Source organism: Dongia sp., assembly GCF_041906375.1.
Lineage (GTDB): Bacteria > Pseudomonadota > Alphaproteobacteria > Dongiales > Dongiaceae > Dongia.
On the sequence record NZ_JAYRJJ010000001.1, the window covers coordinates 1,125,983 to 1,144,071 of the forward strand.

Here is an 18,089-nt window from a genome sequence, read left to right on the forward strand (position 1 = left end):
GAATAGGGATTAGATCATGCCGAAGATGACAATCGACGGGGTTGAGATCGAGGTGCCGGCGGGGATTACCGTCCTGCAGGCCTGCGAGCTCGCCGGCAAGGAAATCCCGCGCTTCTGCTATCACGAACGCCTCTCGGTCGCCGGCAATTGCCGCATGTGCCTGGTCGAGCAGGAGAAGGCACCGAAGCCCGTGGCCAGCTGCGCCATGCCCGTGGCCGAGGGCATGGTGATCAAGACCGACAGCCCGCTGGTGCAGAAGGCCCGCAAGGGCGTCATGGAATTCCTGCTGATCAACCATCCGCTGGATTGCCCGATTTGCGATCAGGGCGGCGAATGCGATCTGCAGGATCAGGCGATGGCCTTCGGCAAGAGCTTCTCGCGCTATCAGGAAGAAAAGCGCGCCGTTACCGACAAGGATTTCGGCCCCCTGGTAAAGACCGAGATGACGCGCTGCATCCAGTGCACGCGCTGCATCCGTTTTGCGACCGAAGTGGCGGGCGTCGAAGTGCTGGGCGCTGTCTCACGCGGCGAGCATATGGAAGTCACCACCTATGTCGAGAAGGGCATTGCCTCGGAGCTTTCCGGCAATCTCATCGACCTCTGCCCGGTCGGCGCGCTGACCTCGAAGCCCTACGCCTTCACCGCGCGCCCCTGGGAACTCGCCAAGACTGAATCGATCGATGTCGCCGACGCGGTCGGCGTCAACGTGCGTATCGACAGCCGCGGCCGTGAAGTACTGCGGGTCCTGCCGCGCCTCAATGAAGATGTGAACGAAGAGTGGATGGCCGATAAGGGCCGCTTCTGGGTCGATGGTCTGAAGCGCCAGCGCCTGGACCGCCCCTTCGTGCGCGAGAACGGCAAGCTGCGTGCCGCCAGCTGGAGCGAGGCCTTCAACGCCATTGCCGCGAAGCTGAAAGGCCTCGATGGCAAGCGTATCGCTGCCATCGCCGGCGACCAGTGCGATGCCGAGAGCATGTTCGCGCTGAAGGAACTGATGGTGGCGCTGGGTTCGCCCAATTTCGATTGCCGCCAGGATGGCGCCGCAGTCGATGCCAATGCACGCGCGTCCTACCTCTTCAACAGCACGATTGCCGGCGTCGACAAGGCCGACGTGATCCTGCTGGTCGGCGCCAATCCGCGCTGGGAAGCGCCGGTCCTGAATGCCCGCATCCGCAAGCGCCACCTCAAAGGCGGCCTCAAGGTCGCGACCGTCGGCGGCGTCGGCGAACTTACCTATCCGGTCGAGATGCTGGGGGCTGGCGCCGAGACGCTGAGCCAGATCGCCTCCGGCGGCAACAGCTTTGCCGACATTCTGAAGAACGCCAAGGCACCGATGATCATCGTCGGCCAGGGCGCGCTCACCCGTCCGGACGGCACCGCTGTGCTGGGCCTGGTGCGCAAGCTCGCCGACAGCTGCAATATCGTGCGCGATGGCTGGAACGGTTTCAACATCCTGCAGACGGCGGCGTCCCGCGTCGGCGGTCTGGAACTCGGCTTTGTGCCGCAGGCCGGCGGCCGTGATGTTGCAGGCATTCTCGATGGCGCTCAAAAGGGCGATATCGATGTGGTCTATCTGCTGGCGGCCGACGAGATCGATACCAATCGCCTTGGCAAGGCCTTTGTGATCTATCAGGGCCATCATGGCGATCGCGGCGCTCATCGCGCCGACGTCATTCTGCCGGGTGCGGCCTATACCGAAAAAGACGGCACCTATATGAACATCGAAGGCCGGGCTCAGTTGGGCCGTCTTGCTGTGTTTCCGCCGGGCGATGCCAAGGCGGATTGGAGCATCCTGCGTGCGCTCTCGGAATCGCTCGGCAAGAAGCTCGGCTATGACACGCTCGATCAGCTGCGCAAGAAACTCTATCAGGCCTTCCCGCGTTTCCAGCGTATCGGCGCGGTCGAGCCGGCAAGCTGGGCTGCGTTCGGCAGCCAGGGGGAAGTCGGGCGCGATCACTTCCGCTCCGCCATCAGCAACTACTATATGACCGATCCGATCAGCCGCGCCTCGGTGACGATGGCGCAATGCACCGAACGTTTCGTGCAGTCGGCTGCGGGCGGAAGGACGGGCACCCATGGCTGAGTTCTTCACATCGACCTTCGGTCCCTATCTCGGCACCACGATCTTCACGGTGCTGATGATCCTGTGCATCATCGTCCCGTTGCTGCTGGCCGTTGCCTACCTCACGCTGGCCGAGCGCAAGATCATGGCGGCGATGCAGATCCGGCGCGGTCCGAACGTGGTTGGACCCTTCGGTCTGCTGCAGCCGATCGCCGACGGCGTGAAACTCCTGTTCAAGGAAACGATCATCCCGTCGGGTGCCAACCGCGTCGCCTTCGTCGTGGCACCGATGATCACTTTCATTCTGTCGCTGATCTCCTGGGCGGTCATTCCGTTCGACGATGGCGTGGTACTGGCCGACCTCAATGTCGGCATCCTCTATCTCTTCGCGATCTCGTCGCTCGGCGTCTACGGCATCGTTTTGGCCGGCTGGGCTTCGAACTCGAAGTATCCGTTCCTCGGCGCGCTCCGCTCGGCGGCGCAGATGGTGTCCTACGAAGTCTCGATCGGCTTCGTTCTGGTGACTGTCCTGCTCTGCGTCGGCTCGCTCAACCTCAACGACATCGTCAAGGCGCAGGCCAATGTCTGGTTCTGCATTCCGCTGCTGCCGATGTTCGTGGTCTTCTATATCTCCGGCCTCGCCGAGACCAACCGTCCGCCTTTCGATCTGCCGGAAGCGGAATCGGAATTGGTCGCCGGTTATTTCTCGGAATACTCGGCCTTCACCTTCGCGCTCTTCTTCCTCGGCGAATACGCCAATATCTGGATGATGAGCGCCATGACCTCGATCCTGTTCTTGGGTGGTTGGCAGGCGCCGTTCGATATCGCGCCCTTTACCTGGGTTCCGGGTTGGATCTGGTTCGCCGCCAAAGCCAGCTTCATCGCGGCGAGCTTCGTCTGGGTGCGCGCCACATTCCCGCGCTATCGATATGACCAGCTGATGCGCCTCGGCTGGAAAGTCTTCCTGCCGCTTTCCTTGGTGATGGTGATCCTGACCGCCGGTGTGCTTATCGCGACGGACAACCTGCCGAAGAAGGGCACTGTCATGCCAGCCCCCGTGGTCGAAGAGACCGCGCCGGCCAGCAATTGAGGAGCCGATAAATGTCCGCGATCAGCCGCACGCTCAACAGCTTCCTCCTCAAGGAGCTCGTTTCCGGCATGGCGCTTACCTTCTCCTACCTGTTCAAGGAGAAAGTGACGATCAACTACCCCTATGAAAAGGGGCCGATATCGCCGCGTTTCCGGGGCGAGCATGCCTTGCGCCGCTACGCCAATGGCGAGGAACGCTGCATCGCCTGCAAATTGTGCGAAGCGATCTGCCCGGCCCAGGCCATCACCATCGAGGCCGAGCCGCGCGACGACGGCAGTCGTCGCACCACGCGCTATGACATCGACATGACGAAGTGCATCTATTGCGGCTTCTGCCAGGAAGCCTGCCCGGTGGATGCGATCGTCGAGGGACCGAATTTCGAGTTTGCCACCGAAACCCGTGAAGAGCTGTTCTACAACAAGGACAAGCTGTTGCGGAACGGCGAGCGCTGGGAAGCGGAAATCGCCGGCAATATCGCCGCCGACGCACCCTATCGCTGAGCCCGGATAGGGTGGGGGAGAAAATCTAGATGATCGTGCAGACCATCGCCTTTTATGTCTTTGCCGCCGTGGCCGTCGTTTCGGCCCTGCTGGTGGTGGGCAACCGCAATCCGGTCTATTCAGTGCTGTTCCTGATCCTGACCTTCTTCAATGTCGCAGCACTCTTCGTCCTTATCGGTGCCGAGTTCCTGGCAATGATGCTGGTCGTCGTCTATGTCGGCGCCGTGGCGGTCCTCTTCCTCTTCGTCGTCATGATGCTCGACATCAACTTCGTCGAGTTGCGCCAAGGCTTCGTACGCTATCTGCCGGTAGGCGCCGTCATCGGCGTGATCCTGGCGGCCGAGCTGATCTTCGTGGTGGCCGGCACCGGTCTTGGAACGGCCGCACCGTCGGCTCCGACGCCGCCCATTGATCAGATCAGCAATACCGAAGCCCTCGGCAACATCATGTACACGCAGTACTTCTACCTGTTCCAGGTGGCCGGTCTGGTTTTGCTGGTCGCCATGATGGGCGCCATCGTGCTGACCCACCGTGAGCGAGAGGGTGTCCGCCGTCAGCGGATCGCTGATCAGGTCGATCGCAACCGCAGCTCGGTGCAGCTTACCAAAGTGAAGACCGGGCAGGGCGCTACTGGGGGTGTCAAATGATGACGATCGGCATCGAGCACTACCTGACGCTGTCGGCGATCCTGTTCACGATCGGCATCTTCGGCATTTTCATCAACCGCAAGAACGTCATCATCATTCTGATGTCGGTCGAACTGATGCTGCTCTCGGTCAACGTTAATATGGTGGCGTTCTCCCATTATCTGAACGATCTGGTCGGCCAGGTGTTCGCCATGCTGATCCTGACCGTCGCCGCGGCCGAGGCTGCCATCGGCCTCGCCATCCTCGTCGTCTTCTTCCGGACTCGCGGCTCGATCGCCGTCGAGGACGTCAACGTGATGAAGGGCTGACATGAATCTCGACGTCGCCATCGTTGCCCTTCCGCTGCTGGGCGCCCTCATTGCCGGCATCGGCAATCGCCGCATCGGCGATCATGCCGCGCAATGGATCACCGCCGGCCTCATGCTGGTCGTCATGGCCATCTCCTGGATGACCTTCTTCGACGTCACCGGCAACGGCAATGTACGAACCACGGAACTCTTCACCTGGTTCGAAACCGGCAGCTTCCGCGCGGCCTGGGCGCTTCGCATCGACCAGCTGTCGGCCGTGATGCTCATCGTGGTGACCACGGTTTCAGCCATGGTCCATGTCTATTCGATCGGCTACATGCACCACGACAAGTCGGTGCCGCGCTTCATGGCCTATCTGTCGCTGTTCACCTTCTGCATGCTGATGCTGGTGACCGCCGACAATTTCATCCAGATGTTCTTCGGGTGGGAAGGCGTGGGGTTGAGCTCCTACCTCCTCATCGGCTTCTGGTTCGATCGCCCCAGCGCCAACGCTGCCGCCATCAAGGCCTTCCTGGTCAACCGCGTCGGGGATTTCGGCTTTGCCCTCGGCATCATGGGCTGCTTCCTCGTTTTCAACACGGTCGAGTTCAAGTCGATTTTCGAAACGGTCATCTCGGGCCAGACTCCGCCGACCTTCAATTTCCTGGGCTATCAGGTCGATACCCTGACGACTCTCTGCCTGCTGCTCTTCGTGGGTGCCATGGGCAAGTCGGCGCAGCTCTTCCTGCATACCTGGCTGCCGGACGCCATGGAAGGCCCGACCCCGGTTTCGGCGCTCATCCATGCCGCCACGATGGTGACGGCCGGCGTCTTCATGGTCTGCCGTCTGTCGCCGATGTTCGAATACGCTCCTTATGCCAAGGAAATCGTGACCGTGGTCGGTGCCTCGACCGCCTTCTTCGCGGCGACAGTGGGCCTCACCCAAAACGACATCAAGCGGGTCATTGCCTATTCGACCTGCTCGCAGCTGGGCTACATGTTCTTCGCTGCCGGCGTTGGTGCCTATGGCGCCGCCATGTTCCATCTCTTCACGCATGCCTTCTTCAAGGCGCTGCTGTTCCTTTGCGCTGGCTCGGTCATTCACGCCATGTCCGGCGAGCAGGACATGCGCAAGATGGGCGGCATCTACAAGCTGATCCCCACGACCTATACCTTGATGTGGATCGGCAACATCGCCTTGGCCGGTGTCGGCATTCCGGGCGTGTTCGGCTTTGCCGGCTTCTATTCCAAGGACAGTATCCTGGAATCCGCCTTTGCCGCCCATAGCAGCGTCGGCATGTATGCCTTCTGGCTGGGCATCGTTGGTGCCGTGATGACGGCGTTCTATTCCTGGCGCCTCATCTATCTCACCTTCCACAACGAGCCGCGCGCCAGCCACGATGTGATGCATCACGTCCATGAAAGCCCGAAGGTGATGCTGATCCCGCTCTTCGTCCTGGCGGCGGGCGCCATCTTCTCCGGCTTCATCTGGCACGAGGGCTTTGTCGGCCTCGAGATGGAGCATTTCTGGGGCGAGGCGATCCACTTCGCCGCGACCAATGAAGTGCCGCATCATGCCCATGACGTGCCGATGTGGGTGAAGCTGCTGCCCTTGGCGGCCGGTATCTTCGGCATTCTCTTTGCGACCTATGCCTATCTGGTGCAGCGCGGCTTGCCTGCCTTGTTTGCCAATGCGCTGCGGCCGCTTTACTTGATGTCCTACAACAAGTGGTATTTCGACGAGCTCTACGACGCCATCTTCGTCAACCCGGCAAAGGCCCTCGGCCGCTTCCTGTGGAAGAAGGGCGATGGTGCCGTGGTTGATGGTGCCGTCGATGGCTTTGCCTGGCTCACCGGTGAATGGTTCGCCAAGCGCGCCAGCGCGCTGCAGTCGGGCTATGTCTACCATTACGCCTTCGTCATGCTGATCGGCATCGTTGCCATGGTCAGCTGGTACATTTTCGCCTTCGGTAAGTGAGCGGCAGCATGCCCATCCTCAGCCTGACAACCTTCCTGCCGCTTGTTGGCGCGGCGCTCATCCTGATCCTCAGGGGCGAGGAAGCGGCGGTCACGCGCAATGCGCGCTACATCGCCTTGTGGACGTCGCTCATCACCTTCGCCGTCTCACTGGTGATCTGGTTCCAGTTCGACCGCTCGGTCGTCGGCTTCCAGTTTGTCGAACAGGCGGAATGGCTGCCGCTCCTCAGCATCAATTACCATATGGGCATCGACGGTATCTCGATGACCTTCGTCATGCTGTCGACGCTGCTGACGCCGATCTGCATCCTGGCCAGCTGGGAAGCGGTGGAAAAGCGCGTCAAGGAATACATGATCGCGTTCCTGGGGCTCGAGACCTTGATGGTCGGCACCTTCTGCGCGCTCGACTTCGTGACCTTCTACATCTTCTTTGAGGCCGTCCTCATTCCGATGTACCTGATCATCGGTATCTGGGGCGGCCCGCGCCGCGTTTACGCCTCGATCAAGTTCTTCCTCTTCACCCTCGCGGGCTCGGTCCTGATGCTGCTGGCGATCCTCGCCATGTATGGCATTACCGGCACCTCGGATATCCCGACCCTGATGGCCTATGGTTTCGACCTCGACATCCAGAAATGGTTGTGGCTGGCGCTGTTCGCGTCCTTCGCCGTCAAGGTGCCGATGTGGCCGGTCCATACCTGGTTGCCGGACGCGCACGTCGAAGCACCGACAGCCGGCTCCGTGATCCTGGCCGGTGTCCTCCTGAAGATGGGCGCCTACGGTTTCCTGCGCTTCTCGATCCCGATGCTGCCCGAGGCCTCGGCCTATTTTACGCCCCTGGTCTATGGCCTCAGCGTTGTCGCGGTGATCTACACCTCGCTCATCGCGCTGGCGCAGGAGGACATGAAGAAGCTTATCGCCTATTCCTCCGTGGCGCATATGGGCTTCGTCACCGCCGGCATCTTCTCGATGACCCAGCAAGGTCTTGAGGGTGCGCTGTTCCAGATGCTCTCGCACGGCATCGTATCCGGCGCGCTCTTCCTCTGCGTCGGCGTCATTTATGACCGCCTGCACACCCGCGAGATCGCGCGCTATGGCGGCCTCGTTCACCGCATGCCGAAATATGCGGTCGTGTTCATGATCTTCACCATGGCGTCGGTGGGTCTCCCGGGTACCAGCGGCTTCATCGGCGAGTTCCTGGTGATGGTCGGCGTGTTCAAGGATAACACCTGGGTGGCACTGCTGATCGCTACCGGCGTCATCCTTGGTGCGGCCTATATGCTGTGGCTCTATCGCCGCATCATCTTCGGCGAATTGGTCAAGGAAGACCTGAAGACCATGCTGGACCTGTCGCTGCGCGAGAAGGTCGTCTTCGCGCCGCTGCTGCTGCTGGTCTTCTGGATGGGCATCTATCCCATCAGCTTCACCTCGATCTTCGGACCGACCGTTACCGATTTCATCCAGGATTACGCGCCGCGCATGCAAGCGGTCGCGGCGGATCCTGCTGAAACCACCCAGTAAGGCAAGGACAGTCCCGTCATGACGTCGTTCATCGATCTCAATCTTGGTCTCGCCCGGCCGGAGATCTTCCTTGCCATCGCCAGCCTTGTGCTGCTCGTCATCGGCGTGTCGCTGGGTGACAAGCGCATGCGCGTCATTGCCTGGGCCAGCGTCGCGGCCCTTGTCGTCGCCATCGCCCTCGCCATCACCGATTCTGCCAGCGGCACGGCCTTCAACGGCCTCTTTGTCGCCGACGGCTTCGGCCGCTTTGCCAAGGTCCTCTCCGTTGGCGCCGCAGCCCTCGCCATCATCATGTCGCTCGATTATGCCGAGCGGGAAGGGATGGCCCGCTTCGAGTTGCCGCTGTTGATGCTGCTGGCCAGCCTTGGCATGGCGTTGATGATCTCTGCCAATGATCTGATCTCGCTCTATGTCGGCCTGGAACTGCAATCGCTGGCGCTTTACGTCGTTGCCGCCATCCGCCGCGATACGGTGAAGTCGACCGAAGCCGGCCTGAAATATTTCGTTCTCGGTGCCTTGAGCTCCGGCATGCTGCTCTACGGTTCGTCGTTGATCTACGGCTTCACGGGCTCGACCAACTTCTCGGTGCTGGCCAGCTCGCTCAGCGGTGACGCCGGACTTGGCCTCATCGTCGGCATCGTGTTCCTCTGCGCGGGCCTTGCCTTCAAGGTTTCTGCCGTGCCGTTCCACATGTGGACGCCGGACGTCTATGAAGGGGCGCCGACGCCGATCACCGCCTTCTTTGCCGCAGCACCCAAAATGGCTGCCATTGCGCTCTTCACGCGTGTCCTGGTGGGGCCGTTCGGCGATCTGGTCGGGCAATGGCAGCAGATCATCATCTTCATCTCCGTGGCCTCGATGATCCTCGGTGCGGTTGCCGCCATCCGCCAGAAGAACATCAAACGCCTGATGGCCTATTCCTCGATCGGCAATGTCGGCTATGCACTGGTCGGCTTGGCGACCGGCACGCAGGAGGGCGTCTCCGGCCTCCTCACCTATATGGCGATCTACATCGTCATGACGATCGGGTCCTTCGCCGTCATTCTCGCCATGCGTCGCAAGGGCCAGGCGGTCGAGGAGATCAGCGATCTCGCGGGCCTCAGCCGTTCGCAGCCGGGCCTCGCTTACGCGCTCGCCATCTTCATGTTCTCGATGGCTGGCATCCCGCCCTTTGCCGGTTTCTTCGGCAAGCTGTTCGTCTTCATGGCGGCGATCCAGGCCGGACTCAACGTGGTTGCCGTCATCGGTGTGCTCGCCAGCGTGGTGTCGGCCTTCTACTATATCCGCGTCATCAAGGTGATGTTCTTCGACCAGCCGGCGGAAGCCTTCGATCGTGTCGGCCCCACCTTGCGCCTGGTGCTGATAGCGACGGTCTTCGTCATCACCTTCGGCTTCCTGGCCGGTTCGCCTTTCTTTGACATGACGGCCGATGCCGCGAGTGTGCTCTTCGTCGAATGAGCCTGATTTTCCGCGTCGAAGCCCTGGCGGAGATCGACAGCACCAATGACGCGCTGAAGCATCGTGCCTTAGCTGGTGCCGAAGAGGGACTGGTCCTCCGGGCCGATGTGCAGACGGCGGGCAGGGGCCGGCGTGGTCGCAGCTGGGTGTCCGAGGCCGGCAATCTCTATATGTCGATCCTGCTGCGGCCGAGCAAATCGCCGGCCGAAGCAGCGACCCTCGGTTTCGTCGCGGCGATCGCGCTCGGTCGGCTACTTCGCGCGCTCCTTACCATGCCGGTGCGGCACAAATGGCCCAACGACGTGCTGGTCGACGGTCGCAAGATTTCCGGCATTCTCCTCGAATCCGGTGGCATCACCGGCGGCTACGTCGATTGGCTGGTCTTGGGGATAGGGCTCAATCTGCGCCACCACCCGGCGGAAGGCCTCTACCCGACGACCGATCTTGTGGCCGCGGGCGGGCCCATCCTGTCGCCGGATCAGGCCATGGATCTGCTGCTGGCGGAGTTTCGCCCGGTCTATGAAGCTTGGCGAAGCGGCGGCTTTGCCGCTTTCCGGCAGGAATGGCTGGCTCATGCCTCGGGTCTCGGTGACACGGTGCTGGCCCGTCTGGAACGCGAAGAGGTGACCGGCCGGTTCGACGACATCGACCCCGACGGAACACTGGTCATGGGATTGGCCGATGGCTCCAAGCGCCGGATCGCCGCCGGTGATATCTTCGTAGCGCCACGCTAGACTGCGACCCAAACGCAGGGAAAGACACCGATGCTGCTCGCGATCAATGCCAATAACACCAATGTGAAATTCGCCGTCTATGACGGCGCCAAGGCCGTTGGCGATTGGCGCATCAAGACCGAGGCTGGCCGCACCGCCGATCAATATGTGGTCTGGCTCAACCAACTCATGGCCATGAAGGGCCTGTCGCTGCAGTCGATCGACGCCGCCATCATCGCGACCGTCGTGCCGCAATCGCTTTTTCACCTCAACATGCTGTGTGAAAACCATCTCGGCACCAAGCCGATGGTCGTCGGCGATCCGGCGGTCAAGCTCGGTATTGAGGTGAAGATGGATATTCCGATGTCTACCGTCGGCGCCGACCGATTGGCCAATGCGGTGGGTGGTCACATCACCTATAACGGCAAGCCCCTCATCGTCGTCGATTTCGGCACGGCAACGACCTTCGACGTGGTCGACCAAGAAGGCAATTATATCGGCGGCGCCATCGCGCCCGGCATCGTTCTCTCCGTCGAGATCCTGCACAGCGCCACGGCCATGCTGCCGCGCATCGTGGTCGAACGGCCGGGCCGGGTCATCGGCAAGAGCACCACCGAGGCGATGCAATCCGGCATCTTCTGGGGCTATGTGGGCCTCGTCGAAGGCATGGTCAAGCGCATCGCCGAGGAATTCGGCGGTCCGCTCGACGTAGTCGCAACCGGCGGCCTCGCACCGCTCTTCCACGGTACTACGCCGGTCATCACCCATCTCGATCCAGACATCACCATGCGCGGCCTCGTTGAAATCTACCGCCGCAACCGCTCATGAACGATCCTTTCAAGCCAGGTCGCGACGAGCTGCTGTTCCTGCCCCTGGGCGGGTCCGGTGAAATCGGCATGAATCTCAATCTCTATGGCCATGACGGCAAATGGCTGATGCTCGATCTCGGTATCTCCTTCGGCGATGACAGCACGCCCGGGATCGATGTCGTCATGCCGAACCCGGCCTTCATCACCGAGCGCGCAAGCGATCTCGTTGGCATCGTCCTCACCCACGCGCATGAAGACCATATCGGGGCGGTCCCCTATCTGTGGCAGAGGTTGCGCTGCCCGCTATTTGCGACCCCCTTCACGGCCTCGGTCCTGCGCCGCAAGCTGGCCGAGGTCGGGCTCGAGAAGGAAGCCAGAATCACCATCATCCCGATGTCGGGCAGCCGCCAGATCGGCCCCTTCACCGTGGAACTCATCACGCTCACCCATTCGATCCCAGAGCCCAATGCCGTTGTCATCCGCACCAAGCACGGCGCGGTCCTTCATACCGGCGATTGGAAGCTCGACCCCGAGCCGCTGGTCGGCGAGATGACGGATGTCGCGGCCCTGCGCAAGCTGGGTGATGGCGGCGTCCTTGCCATGATCTGCGATTCAACCAATGTCTTCGTCACCGGCACCTCCGGCTCGGAAGCCGATGTCCGTGACTCCCTGATGGACGTCGTCGGGCGTCTGCAGAACCGTGTCGCCATCGGGTGTTTTGCCAGCAATCTTGCCCGCGTCGAAACCATCGCGCGCGTCGCCGCTGCGCATGGCCGCCATTGCGCGCTCATCGGCCGTTCGCTGTGGCGCATGCTGGAAGCAGCGCAGGAGAACGGCTATCTCACCGACCTGCCGCCCTTCGTCACCGAGCATGACGTCGGCTATTTCCCGCGCGAGAATGTGCTGATGATCTGCACGGGCAGCCAGGGCGAACCGCGCTCGGCACTGACCCGCATCGCGCGGGGCGAGCACCCGCATGTCGCGCTGGAATCGGGTGACGCCGCGATCTTTTCCTCGCGCGTCATTCCGGGCAACGAGATGTCGATCAACCGCCTGCACAATGACCTCACCAAACGCGGCGTCGAGATCATCACCGATCGCGACGAGGATGTGCATGTCTCCGGCCATCCGGCGCGCGACGAGTTGGCCGAGATGTATCAGATGGTCCGTCCGCGCATCGCGCTGCCGGTCCATGGCGAGGCGCGACATATCCAGGAACATGTAGCGTTCGCGCGCGCTTGCCAGGTGCCGGACGCCTTGGCGCCGGAGAACGGCACGCTCATTCGCCTGGCACCTGGCCCTGCCGAGATCATTGCCCGCGTCCCTGCCGGGCGCCTGGCGCTTGATGGCAAGGTGCTGGTCCCGGCCGACAGCGAAGCGATCCGGCATCGCCACCGGCTGAGCTATAACGGCGTGATCATGGGATCACTGGTGGTCGACCGCACTGGCAAGCTGCTGGCGCCGCCCCAGGTATCTTTGGAAGGTCTGCTCGACGGCGATGGCGCCACTGCGGCGATTGCCAGCATTGGTGCCGCGATTGCCGATGCACTTGGTGAACTGCCCAAGGCCAAGCGCGCCGATGATGCCGAACTTGGCGAAGCTGCCCGCCTTGCGGCGCGGCGCTGGTATCAGAAATCCTTCGACAAGAAGCCGGTGACGAAGATCCACGTCATCCGCGTGTGAAGGACCTGTTGCGGCCGAACAGATAGACGATCGGCCCGGCCGGCAGCAACGCCAGCAATTCGGCAAGCAGGAACGGCATCGCCAGCCAGCCGGAGGCGGCGAGGAAACGCAGGGCCTGCGCCTCTGCAAGACCTGTCACCAGCACCAGCATGTCGATGGCGACCAGCGCCACCAGCAAGGTCAGGATCGCATATTTGCGCACATTGTTGGCGCCGCGCTGGAAGCCCAGCGCCGTCAGCATCAGCGTCGCGATAACGATGACATGGCTGCCGACCAGGGACGCGGTCCGGCCCTCCTGCCACAAGGTGAGCGGAAAGGGCGTGCGGAAGGGCGCTGCGCCATCCAGCATCTGCCAATGGCCCATGACGGTTTCGGTGATGGCCCAGATCACCAGGGCCGCCCCCAGCATGATCTGGAAGAAGCGCGCGCGAACGCCATAATGCCGGTAGATCCAGGCCAGCAGCACGATCGCCCAGGTCAGGCCCATAGCGCTGTCGAGCGCCGAGAGGATGAGCACTAGGGCCAGGGAGAAACCCCAGATCACGGCTTCCGGTACAGGCGGTTCGGCGGTCTCGTCGGACGCCAGAACGAAGAGCGGGGCGATCCCCAATGCGAGCACGGCGGCGGCCAGCAACATCGTGCCATTGCTGAGCTGGCTGGGGCCGAGGCCGAGCGACGGCAGCGTTACGGCGAGGAAGAGTGCCGCCAGCAGGGGCACGATCGAGGTGGTGCTGTGCTCGCGCAAGGTACCGCCGATCAAGGTGCCGGCCATGGCGAGGCACGCGATCAGAAAGGGCAGGGCGACCACGAGCAGCACGATGCGCGGGTCGCTTTCAAGTCCCGGCCCATGCAGGGCGCCGACCCACAGGCCAAAGGCGTTCTCCATCGCCGGGGGCGCTGCGAATTGGGCGATGGCAATGCCGGCCAGGATGACCGCGGGAATCCAGAGCCACAGCAGGTCGATCCCATATCGATCGATGCAGGCGATGACATGGTCGATGAGGGCAATGGCGGTTGCCGTCCCGGCGATGGCGACACCGACCCAGCCGAAGGCGGTGAGCAGGGGGAAGACCATCAAGGCGATAATCACCGCCGGGCCGACCAGCAGGTCGCGCCGGGCGATGGCTTTGAGGGCCGGCAATCGGTCGATGATGGTGGCGGGTACCAGGAGGGGAAAGGCCAAGGCCAGCCAGGCGATGGCGACCGGCAGGGCCTGCGGCCCCAGTTCCGGGCGCAAAATCGGCAGGCAATCGGCGATCATCACGCCCAAACCGGCCGTCGCCAGACCAATCTGGCGCAGCCGCGTCATCGTATTGGCCGCTGGCTCCTCCGAAAAGGGACCTGCCATCCCGCTATCTCCAGCTTCCCCAACACCAGCATCCGGGTCCCGGTCGGTCCGCAATGGACGATCATGGACAAGGATGGAAACTTCCTTCGTCACCAGAGCGTTATTCGCGGTCCGGGCGGCAAACTGCTAGACTGCAGCCATGTCACCCATTCTTCAGAACCGGGCGCACCCCATCCCTGCGGCTGCCCAGTACCGAGTCGCGATTGTTAACGCGGCGATGGTCATTCTTACCTGCTTCGTCTGGGCAATGCCAGCAGAGGCGGACATCACCGTTTCCCGCCAGGACTGCGACCGCCTCGTCCAGTACCAGCAGGCCCCGGGGGTCGAGTATCAGCCCGGGGTGGATGCCCATGGCCGTCCCGTCGCTCCCGCGGATCTTGGCGGCGGCTATCAGATCAAGCCGCCCGAAACCATCGTCATCCCCATCGAAATCCTGATCCAGGACCGGTTCCACATCCCGGCCAATTCTGTGCTGTGGAATGCCAAGGCCCAGGTCGGGGTCGTCACGGTCAAAGGCGACCAGGTTTTTTACGAAGGTCAGCTGCTGGGTGATGCCGAGACCGCCGCGCTGCAACAGCTCTGCCGCGAACAGGCCCCCAGTCAATAACGCCCCCGCATCACGGCCCCAGCCGCCCCTGTGGACACGAACGGGGGCTTTGCCTAAAGTCCCCCGCCAATCACCGCCCCCCTTATTCAAGCCAAGGTATTTCCATGCGTTCCAGCCAGTTCTTCATGCCGACCCTCCGGGAAAACCCCTCGGAAGCGCAGATCGTCTCGCACCGCCTGATGCTCCGGGCCGGTATGGTACGGCAAGCCAGTGCAGGAATATACTCCTGGTTGCCGCTCGGCTTCAAGGTCCTGAAGAATATCGAGCGCATCGTCCGCGAGGAGCAGGACCGGGCCGGCTGCCAGGAAGTGCTGATGCCGACCATCCAATCGGCCGATCTGTGGCGCGAAAGTGGCCGCTATGACGATTACGGCAAGGAGATGCTGCGCATCACCGACCGCCACGAGCGCGAGATGCTCTACGGTCCCACCAATGAAGAGCAGATCACCGAGATCTTCCGCAACGCCGCCAAGAGCTACCGCGACGTGCCGAAAATGCTCTATCACATCCAGTGGAAGTTCCGCGACGAGGTGCGCCCCCGCTTCGGCGTCATGCGCGGCCGCGAATTCCTGATGAAGGATGCCTACAGCTTCGACCTCGACAAAGCCGGCGCCAAGCGTGCCTACAACAAGATGTTCGTCTCCTACTTGCGCACCTTCGCCCGCATGGGGCTGCAGGCCATTCCGATGGCGGCCGATACCGGCCCGATCGGCGGCGATCTCTCCCACGAATTCATCATCCTGGCGGATACCGGCGAAAGCCAAGTGTTCTGTGACCGAAGCTTCATCGAGCGCGACGTCCTCTCCATGGATGTCGACTATAACGGCGATCTCGAGCCGATCGTCCAGCAATGGACCACCGACTACGCCGCCACGGACGAAAAGCACGATGCGGCGAAGTTCGGCGCTCTGCCGAAGGACCGCCAAGTCGAAGCGCGCGGCATCGAAGTTGGGCACATCTTCTATTTCGGCACGAAATATTCCGAACCGCTGAAGGCGCAGGTCCAGGCGCAGGATGGCCAGCCCGTTTCCGTGCATATGGGCTCCTACGGCATCGGCGTCTCGCGCCTTGTGGGCGGCATCATCGAAGCCAGCCATGACGACAAGGGCATCATCTGGCCGGAAAGCGTAGCACCCTTCAAGGTCGGCCTCATCAATCTGAAGGCCGGCGACGCCGTTACCACGCCGATGGCTGACGAACTCTACGCCAAGCTGCAACGCGCTGGCATCGAAGTTCTCTACGATGACCGCGATGTCCGCGCCGGCGAGAAGTTCGCGCAGATGGATCTGATCGGCCTGCCGTATCAGGTCGTTGTTGGCCCGCGCGGCGCCGCCAAGGGCGAGGTCGAGTTCAAGCTCCGCAAGACCGGCGCGGTCGAGGAAATCTCTGCCGAAGCGGCGCTGAAGAAGCTCGGCGCATGATCTTCTCCGCCTTCGAGCGTCTGGTGGCGATGCGCTATCTGCGCGCGCGCCGCCAGGAAAGTTTCGTTTCCGTCATCGCGCTCTTCTCGTTGCTCGGCATCGGGTTGGGTGTAGCGACCCTCATCGTCGTCATGTCGGTGATGAACGGCTTCCGCGCCGAACTGCTCGATCGCATCCTTGGCTTCAATGCACATCTCTCGATCAGCGCCAATGGCGGGCCGGTCGGCAATTACGCCAAGGTCACGGACGCCTTGCGCGGCTTGCCGGGTGTCGCTTCGGCAACGCCGATCGTCGAAGGCCAGGTCTTCCTCACCGGCGCCGATGGTGGCGTGGGTGCCATCCTGCGCGGCGTCCGCCTGGAGGATATCAAGCTGAAGGCGCTCATCGCCGACAGCATGGTCGCCGGCACGCTCGATGGCTTGCGCGACCGCGACGGCATCATCATCGGACATGCCATGGCGCGGGCCCTGCGCGCCGGCATCGGTACCGAGGTGACGGCGATTTCGCCCGACATCAACGTCACGATCGGCGGCGCCATCCCGCGCATGAAGACCTTCAAGGTCGTCGGCATCTTCAATGTCGGCATGTACCAATATGACAACACCATCGCTTTCTCGACCTTTGAAATGGCCCAGATCTATTTCAAGGTTCGGCAGGGCGCCACGAATATCGAAGTCATGGCCAAGGACATCAACGACCTGCCGCGCGTGAAGGACGAGATCGTCTCCGCCATCGGTCCGGGCTTCCATATCGGCGATTGGCAGGAAGCGAACCGCGACTTCTTCACCGCCGTCGAGGTGGAGAGGAACGTCATGTTCCTGATCCTGACGCTGATCATCGTCGTCGCCGCCTTCAACATCATCAGTGGCCAGATCATGATGGTGAAGGACAAGGCCCGGAATATCGCCATCATGCGCACCATGGGGGCGACGCAAGGCATGATCCTGCGCATCTTCCTGCTCTCCGGCGCCAGCATCGGCATTGTCGGTACGATCTTCGGCTGCCTGCTCGGCGTCACTTTTGCCGCCAACATCGAATCCATCCGGCGCGGCCTTGAGAGCATTACCGGCACAAATGTCTTTAACGAGACGATCTATTTCCTTTCCAAACTGCCGGCGATCGTCGATCCGCTGGAAGTCGTGCTGATCTCGGCAATGTCCCTGGTCCTCACCTTGCTGGCCTCGGTTTATCCCGCCTGGCGTGCCGCCCGCCTCGATCCGGTGGAGGCCCTTCGCTATGAGTAATGGGGCCATGAGCAAGGGTCACGCCAATAACGGCGATATCGTCCTCGAATTGAAGGGCATCCGGCAGAGCTTTCCGCAGGCGGAGGGCCGGCTGGAAGTCATCCGCAACGCCGACCTCACGCTGCGGCGCGGTGAGATGGTGGCTCTGATCGGCCCATCCGGCTCCGGCAAATCGACACTGCTGCACATCACCGGCATGCTCGAAAAGGCCGTGGGCGGCGAGATCGCCATCGCCGGCAAGACGATGACGGCGCTGGGCGACGATGCTAAGACGGCGGTGCGGCGTGAAACCATGGGTTTCGTCTATCAGCATCATCATCTGCTGCCGGAATTCTCGGCGCTCGAGAATGTCATCATTCCGCAGATGATTGCCGGCAAGTCACGGAAGGACGCCACCCCGCGCGCTGTCGAATTGCTGACCCGCGTGGGTCTCGGTAAGCGTCTCGACCATCGCCCGGGCAAGCTTTCGGGCGGCGAGCAGCAGCGCGTGGCGATCGCCCGGGCGCTCGCCAACAATCCGAAAATCCTGCTGGCGGACGAGCCCACCGGCAATCTCGACCACCACACGGCGGAAGAAGTCTTCGCCATGCTGGGCCAGCTGGTGCACGATCTCGGTGTTGCCGCCCTGATCGCCACGCACAATATGGAAATTGCCGAGCGCATGGACCGGATCGTCACCTTGCGCGACGGGGAACTGGTCGCCCTCTGACGTCCTGGGTCCGGTC

At 62.2% G+C, this 18,089-nt stretch carries 16 protein-coding genes; 15 read left to right on the forward strand and 1 reads right to left on the reverse strand.

Annotated elements, in window-relative coordinates; translation table 11 throughout:
• Window positions 1–16 precede the first annotated feature (16 nt).
• Genes nuoG through ACE3OA_RS05310 form a run of 11 tightly spaced genes read left to right on the forward strand, consistent with a single transcriptional unit; the run spans window position 17 to window position 12,744 of the window.
• Window positions 17–2,083, forward strand: a complete 2,067-nt coding sequence (gene nuoG / locus ACE3OA_RS05260) for an NADH-quinone oxidoreductase subunit NuoG (RefSeq protein ID WP_374308635.1) — start codon at window positions 17–19, stop codon at window positions 2,081–2,083.
• The gene (gene nuoH, locus ACE3OA_RS05265) at window positions 2,076–3,152 is read left to right on the forward strand and encodes an NADH-quinone oxidoreductase subunit NuoH (RefSeq protein ID WP_374308637.1); all 1,077 of its coding nucleotides are present in this window, start codon (window positions 2,076–2,078) and stop codon (window positions 3,150–3,152) included. The genes nuoG and nuoH overlap by 8 nt, the downstream gene beginning before the upstream one ends.
• 11 nt (window positions 3,153–3,163) lie before the next feature.
• Window positions 3,164–3,652: an NADH-quinone oxidoreductase subunit NuoI gene (gene nuoI, locus ACE3OA_RS05270; RefSeq protein ID WP_320498637.1), complete on the forward strand. Its 489-nt coding sequence runs from the start codon at window positions 3,164–3,166 to the stop codon at window positions 3,650–3,652.
• A gap of 29 nt (window positions 3,653–3,681) precedes the next feature.
• A complete protein-coding gene (locus ACE3OA_RS05275; RefSeq protein WP_374308639.1) occupies window positions 3,682–4,299 on the forward strand; it encodes an NADH-quinone oxidoreductase subunit J in 618 nt (205 codons plus the stop codon).
• Entirely contained in the window at window positions 4,299–4,607 is a 309-nt protein-coding gene (gene nuoK, locus ACE3OA_RS05280) for an NADH-quinone oxidoreductase subunit NuoK (protein ID WP_374309216.1), read from the forward strand. The genes ACE3OA_RS05275 and nuoK overlap by 1 nt, the downstream gene beginning before the upstream one ends.
• 1 nt (window position 4,608) lies before the next feature.
• Window positions 4,609–6,564 carry an NADH-quinone oxidoreductase subunit L gene (gene nuoL / locus ACE3OA_RS05285; protein ID WP_374308642.1) on the forward strand — a complete coding sequence of 652 codons (1,956 nt, stop codon included), beginning with the start codon at window positions 4,609–4,611 and terminating at the stop codon, window positions 6,562–6,564.
• Window positions 6,565–6,572: 8 nt separating this feature from the next.
• Window positions 6,573–8,081 (forward strand): NADH-quinone oxidoreductase subunit M, encoded by a 1,509-nt coding sequence (locus tag ACE3OA_RS05290; RefSeq protein WP_374308644.1) that lies wholly within the window; start codon window positions 6,573–6,575, stop codon window positions 8,079–8,081.
• 18 nt (window positions 8,082–8,099) lie between these two features.
• Window positions 8,100–9,539, forward strand: a complete 1,440-nt coding sequence (gene nuoN / locus ACE3OA_RS05295) for an NADH-quinone oxidoreductase subunit NuoN (RefSeq protein ID WP_374308646.1) — start codon at window positions 8,100–8,102, stop codon at window positions 9,537–9,539.
• Complete coding sequence (locus ACE3OA_RS05300; protein ID WP_374308648.1) at window positions 9,536–10,273, forward strand: biotin--[acetyl-CoA-carboxylase] ligase; 738 nt, start codon at window positions 9,536–9,538, stop codon at window positions 10,271–10,273. The genes nuoN and ACE3OA_RS05300 overlap by 4 nt, the downstream gene beginning before the upstream one ends.
• A 30-nt stretch (window positions 10,274–10,303) precedes the next feature.
• Window positions 10,304–11,080 carry a type III pantothenate kinase gene (locus ACE3OA_RS05305; protein ID WP_374308651.1) on the forward strand — a complete coding sequence of 259 codons (777 nt, stop codon included), beginning with the start codon at window positions 10,304–10,306 and terminating at the stop codon, window positions 11,078–11,080.
• The gene (locus ACE3OA_RS05310; protein ID WP_374308653.1) at window positions 11,077–12,744 is read left to right on the forward strand and encodes a ribonuclease J; all 1,668 of its coding nucleotides are present in this window, start codon (window positions 11,077–11,079) and stop codon (window positions 12,742–12,744) included. The genes ACE3OA_RS05305 and ACE3OA_RS05310 overlap by 4 nt, the downstream gene beginning before the upstream one ends.
• Here ACE3OA_RS05310 and ACE3OA_RS05315 read toward each other — a convergent pair.
• Window positions 12,731–14,092 carry a hypothetical protein gene (locus tag ACE3OA_RS05315; protein ID WP_374308655.1) on the reverse strand — a complete coding sequence of 454 codons (1,362 nt, stop codon included), beginning with the start codon at window positions 14,090–14,092 and terminating at the stop codon, window positions 12,731–12,733. The two genes, ACE3OA_RS05310 and ACE3OA_RS05315, sit on opposite strands and share 14 nt — an antisense overlap.
• 139 nt (window positions 14,093–14,231) lie before the next feature.
• Between ACE3OA_RS05315 and ACE3OA_RS05320 the strand changes: the two genes are divergently transcribed.
• The 4 genes from ACE3OA_RS05320 to ACE3OA_RS05335 all read left to right on the forward strand — a co-directional run bounded on the left by ACE3OA_RS05320 (window position 14,232) and on the right by ACE3OA_RS05335 (window position 18,073).
• The gene (locus ACE3OA_RS05320; RefSeq protein ID WP_374308657.1) at window positions 14,232–14,699 is read left to right on the forward strand and encodes a hypothetical protein; all 468 of its coding nucleotides are present in this window, start codon (window positions 14,232–14,234) and stop codon (window positions 14,697–14,699) included.
• 104 nt (window positions 14,700–14,803) lie between these two features.
• The gene (gene proS / locus ACE3OA_RS05325) at window positions 14,804–16,120 is read left to right on the forward strand and encodes a proline--tRNA ligase (RefSeq protein ID WP_374308660.1); all 1,317 of its coding nucleotides are present in this window, start codon (window positions 14,804–14,806) and stop codon (window positions 16,118–16,120) included.
• A complete protein-coding gene (locus ACE3OA_RS05330; RefSeq protein ID WP_374308662.1) occupies window positions 16,117–17,364 on the forward strand; it encodes a lipoprotein-releasing ABC transporter permease subunit in 1,248 nt (415 codons plus the stop codon). The genes proS and ACE3OA_RS05330 overlap by 4 nt, the downstream gene beginning before the upstream one ends.
• Window positions 17,365–17,371: 7 nt before the next feature.
• The gene (locus ACE3OA_RS05335; protein ID WP_374308664.1) at window positions 17,372–18,073 is read left to right on the forward strand and encodes an ABC transporter ATP-binding protein; all 702 of its coding nucleotides are present in this window, start codon (window positions 17,372–17,374) and stop codon (window positions 18,071–18,073) included.
• Window positions 18,074–18,089: the final 16 nt, after the last annotated feature.